This is a genomic window from Desulfonatronospira sp. (assembly GCA_003563255.1).
GTDB lineage: Bacteria > Desulfobacterota > Desulfovibrionia > Desulfovibrionales > Desulfonatronovibrionaceae > Desulfonatronospira.
Window position 1 is genome coordinate 1 of the sequence record PWSL01000290.1, and the last position, 3211, is coordinate 3211.

The 3211-nt window shown below is 45.9% G+C and carries 7 protein-coding genes and 1 pseudogene; 6 read left to right on the forward strand and 2 right to left on the reverse strand.

The window, feature by feature from the left end; genetic code table 11:
- Positions 1–258: 258 nt before the first annotated feature.
- Positions 259–634, reverse strand: a pseudogene (locus tag QZP87_RS08590) (hypothetical protein); the annotation flags it as partial.
- 283 nt (positions 635–917) lie between these two features.
- On the opposite strand from QZP87_RS08590, the gene QZP87_RS08595 reads away from it, so the two are divergent.
- From QZP87_RS08595 to QZP87_RS08610, 4 genes are all read left to right on the forward strand, one after another.
- Entirely contained in the window at positions 918–1244 is a 327-nt protein-coding gene (locus QZP87_RS08595) for a type II toxin-antitoxin system RelE/ParE family toxin (protein WP_291322510.1), read from the forward strand.
- The gene (locus QZP87_RS08600; RefSeq protein ID WP_291322511.1) at positions 1237–1521 is read left to right on the forward strand and encodes a helix-turn-helix transcriptional regulator; all 285 of its coding nucleotides are present in this window, start codon (positions 1237–1239) and stop codon (positions 1519–1521) included. Before QZP87_RS08595 ends, QZP87_RS08600 begins: the two co-directional genes overlap by 8 nt.
- Positions 1522–1607: 86 nt before the next feature.
- On the forward strand, positions 1608–1814 hold the full coding sequence (locus tag QZP87_RS08605; RefSeq protein ID WP_291322512.1) for a hypothetical protein: 207 nt from the start codon (positions 1608–1610) through the stop codon (positions 1812–1814).
- The gene (locus QZP87_RS08610) at positions 1807–2139 is read left to right on the forward strand and encodes a type II toxin-antitoxin system RelE/ParE family toxin (protein ID WP_291322513.1); all 333 of its coding nucleotides are present in this window, start codon (positions 1807–1809) and stop codon (positions 2137–2139) included. The genes QZP87_RS08605 and QZP87_RS08610 overlap by 8 nt, the downstream gene beginning before the upstream one ends.
- Positions 2140–2175: 36 nt before the next feature.
- Here the strand turns inward: QZP87_RS08610 and QZP87_RS08615 are convergent, their stop codons facing one another.
- Positions 2176–2409, reverse strand: coding sequence for a hypothetical protein (locus tag QZP87_RS08615; RefSeq protein ID WP_291322514.1), 234 nt, complete (start codon positions 2407–2409; stop codon positions 2176–2178).
- A 261-nt stretch (positions 2410–2670) separates the two neighbouring features.
- Here QZP87_RS08615 and QZP87_RS08620 point away from each other — a divergent pair, with 261 nt between their 5' ends.
- Both QZP87_RS08620 and QZP87_RS08625 read left to right on the forward strand, forming a co-directional pair.
- Entirely contained in the window at positions 2671–2898 is a 228-nt protein-coding gene (locus tag QZP87_RS08620) for a DUF6290 family protein (RefSeq protein WP_291322515.1), read from the forward strand.
- Positions 2885–3166, forward strand: a complete 282-nt coding sequence (locus QZP87_RS08625) for a type II toxin-antitoxin system RelE/ParE family toxin (RefSeq protein ID WP_008871888.1) — start codon at positions 2885–2887, stop codon at positions 3164–3166. Before QZP87_RS08620 ends, QZP87_RS08625 begins: the two co-directional genes overlap by 14 nt.
- Positions 3167–3211: the final 45 nt, after the last annotated feature.

A 3211-nucleotide genomic window follows, 5' to 3' on the forward strand; every position in this document is an offset into this window, starting at 1 on the left:
TCAATAGCCATCCACTGGATCTCGTCAAGGTTTATGCCAGTACCGATACCAGGCAGGGCCAGATACCTGTAAGGTGCGCCTCGGGATACCAGTTCGGCTAAGGTCTGATTGTAATTTATGGCTGGTTTTTTGTTTGCGTTTTGGACATAGAAGCCAGCAGCACCACCGTGGGCCAATAGGGTTAGGGACTGCAGAAGCGAAGCAAGATATAAATCCGGCAAAGCTTTATTCAAATCTGCAATTTTTACTGGACCTTTATTAAGTTTGTCCCAATCGCTTCATAGAATACAAACCCTCCACACCGCCTATGGGCGTGAATTTCCTTGTATCCTTGGAGCCCAGCAGGTGCTTTACCTGGTCAAATATTTACCCCGTAAAATTTCTTTTCATTTTACTGGGGCCTCCTGAACAAAGTCTTTCCCGCCGATCACCCCGGAATCAGTAAAATACCGGCATCTGTACCTGAAGCGCTCTACCCTGGAAATCTTATAGCCCGTTTGACGGGCCTTGGCCACAACCTTTTGATCAATTCCTCTTCTTGTTTTTTCCCACTGACCACTGACCTCTGACGTCTGATCTCTGTCTGTTGCCCCGGTCTCATACACACAAACTCCCTGTACTTGCGGAAAATCTGGGTGGATTCTCAATGAAGATTGTTTCAGATTTACTTTGGGCATAGTTAAACCTCCTTGCTATAGTGCCTTTAAAGCTTTCACAAGAAGGCTACGGGATTTTGAATCCACAGAAGGCATTTTAAAGGCCCTGAAGGCAAATAGATGAGGTAAGGCTGAAAGCCCTGTGTGGGGGCGTGAAGGCTGTTCTTGAGGATGTGAGGGTAAAATGCCCAGTCTGCATCCTATTAACAACGAATCAAAGCACAGCTGGTTGACAATATTATAGCATCTTTGCTATAAACAATGTCTTTGAGCGAATGGACTGTGGAATTTCTTAACGACTCCGTGGAAGCAGAGTTTGACAACATTCCTCCACAGGTGAGAGCTAAAGCGGTTCAGATATCCAAACTCATTACTGAGTTCGGCCTTGCCGGTTTAAGCATGCCTTATATCCGCCATGTGCAGGACAAGATCTGGGAGATCAGAGCATCACACGGAAGGTGCTTGTATATCACTGCAACCGGGCGCAAGGTGGTAATCTTGCGGTGTTTTTTCAAAAAATCAAACAAATTACCGAAGAAGGAACTCAAAATCGCACTTGAGCGAGCCAGGGAGATAGACAATGGGTAAGAGCATGGAAGAAAAACACAGAGAAATGCTTGACCGTGATCCGGGGTACGCCCTTGAATATGCCCGCATGGAAGAAGAGTTCCAGTTTGTCAGGGAACTGATCCGGGCCAGGGTGCGGGCGGGGATGACCCAGCAACAGGTAGCCGAGAAGATGGGAACCACCCAGTCTACTGTTGCCAGGCTGGAATCCGGCGGTACTATGCCCAGCCTTAGAAGCCTTCAGAAATACGCCTGGGCTACCGGGAGCAAGGTCAAAATTTCACTTGAGGACGGCTGAGTGGCAGTCGAAACCACAACCATGTTGCATTTTTTGCCTGAAGATCTTAATATTGATGTCAGACACAAGGAGGCACAGTCATGGATATGAAAAAATCATCCTACGTTCAGGAAATTTACCGAGAAGTAGACGTGACTCCAGAAGAATATCTTCCTGCACTACTGGAGATTGTCAGGGGATTTCGACATGGAATACTGAAACCAGCGGATGAAAGCTTTAAGCAGGGCATGCAGGATGTTGTTGAAGAGAACACCAAGCCTGTCTCAGAACTCTGGAAAGGGATAGATGCCTGAAGTTTGTTTTACCTTCGAATTCAAGAGAAATCTCAGAACTCTGGCTAAAAAATATCGGTCCATCAAAGCTGATGTTCAGCCTGTCATCGATGAACTGGAAAGCGGCGCACTACCCGGTGAACAGGTTCCTGGAGTTAAGCTGGCTATTTTCAAGGTCAGAATACAAAACACTGACATCGAGAAAGGCAAACGATCTGGATATCGTTGCATATACTACTTGAAAACCCGGAACCAGATATTTCTGGTAACAATCTATTCCAAGCTGGACCAGGCAGACATTTCAAGCAGGAGAGTGAAGCAAATCCTCGCTGAAATGGGAATGTAGGTTGTTCACCCACAACTTTATATTGGCCTACATAGATCAACTAAGCTCTTCGATTTCTTCTGGTTCTTCCTCTTTTGCCGCCTTGAGTTTTTCATCCAGCTCCCTGAGACTGCTTGCAAGACCATTGAGAATATTGCTCACTTGAGAAGCCGGAATAATCAGAGTTCCGGCTTCCACCTGAGAATCATCTGCCCCTCGCTGGGTGAGCATAATCCTCAAATTGCCATTAGACAAAGTCACTTTCGAAATACCATCTGCGAATACGTGCATAGTTAATTCTCCTGCTATATCTTTATCTTATCCCAATCAATATCCAGCTCCCCATCATCCTTGAGCCGAACACCCATATCATCCCTGAACACTTGCTGGTCTCAGAGACTTGGCCTATACTCAGGTTGGCGCTCACAAATGTCCCAGTTCTTCCGTTCTCTTGCAATAAAGAGCCGGAGGAGCGAAGAAATTCATCACCATTGACATTTGTCAGGAAATGAATACATTGACTACCTGTATTCATAAGAGGAGAGTAAAAAAATGCCTACTTCTGTCCGATTGCCAAACGAATATGAGCAAAGACTGGATTATCTGGCCAAACGAACGGGGCGCTCCAAAGCGTTTTATATCAAACAACTTATCATGGAACACCTTGATGACCTTGAAGATGTTTACTTGGCTGAACAAAGGCTGGAGCAATTGCGGCAAGGCAATGATGAACTGATAAAAGGCGATGAGTTCTGGAGCGGATTAGATGTGGACGATTAAGTATCTTAAATCCGCTCGGAAAGATGTCCAAAAAATTGACCCTCAAATCCGTAAGCGAGTCCGGGAATATTTGGAGCAACGGATTGCCAGGCTTGAGAATCCACGTCAGCTCGGTGAGCCACTAAAAGGACAGTTGACCAAGCTATGGCGTTACCGAGTTGGAGACTACCGGATTGTTTGTGAACTGCGAGATCACGAGCTGATCGTGATTGTGGTTCGGATAGGACATAGAAAAAATGTGTATAAAAACTACGACCTTGAGCTATAGCAATATAAGGATCTTCCCCCACCACATCATTCCATGATGCGGGCA

Excerpts from the sequence above, each read along its gene's own strand:
- QZP87_RS08610 (WP_291322513.1), top strand. The coding sequence starts at position 1,807 with ATGCCTGAAGTTTGTTTTACCTTCGAATTCAAGAGAAATCTCAGAACT.
- QZP87_RS08600 (WP_291322511.1), top strand. The coding sequence starts at position 1,237 with ATGGGTAAGAGCATGGAAGAAAAACACAGAGAAATGCTTGACCGTGAT.
- QZP87_RS08595 (WP_291322510.1), top strand. The coding sequence starts at position 918 with ATGTCTTTGAGCGAATGGACTGTGGAATTTCTTAACGACTCCGTGGAA.
- QZP87_RS08620 (WP_291322515.1), top strand. The coding sequence starts at position 2,671 with ATGCCTACTTCTGTCCGATTGCCAAACGAATATGAGCAAAGACTGGAT.
- QZP87_RS08605 (WP_291322512.1), top strand. The coding sequence starts at position 1,608 with ATGAAAAAATCATCCTACGTTCAGGAAATTTACCGAGAAGTAGACGTG.
- QZP87_RS08625 (WP_008871888.1), top strand. The coding sequence starts at position 2,885 with ATGTGGACGATTAAGTATCTTAAATCCGCTCGGAAAGATGTCCAAAAA.
- QZP87_RS08615 (WP_291322514.1), bottom strand. The coding sequence starts at position 2,409 with ATGCACGTATTCGCAGATGGTATTTCGAAAGTGACTTTGTCTAATGGC.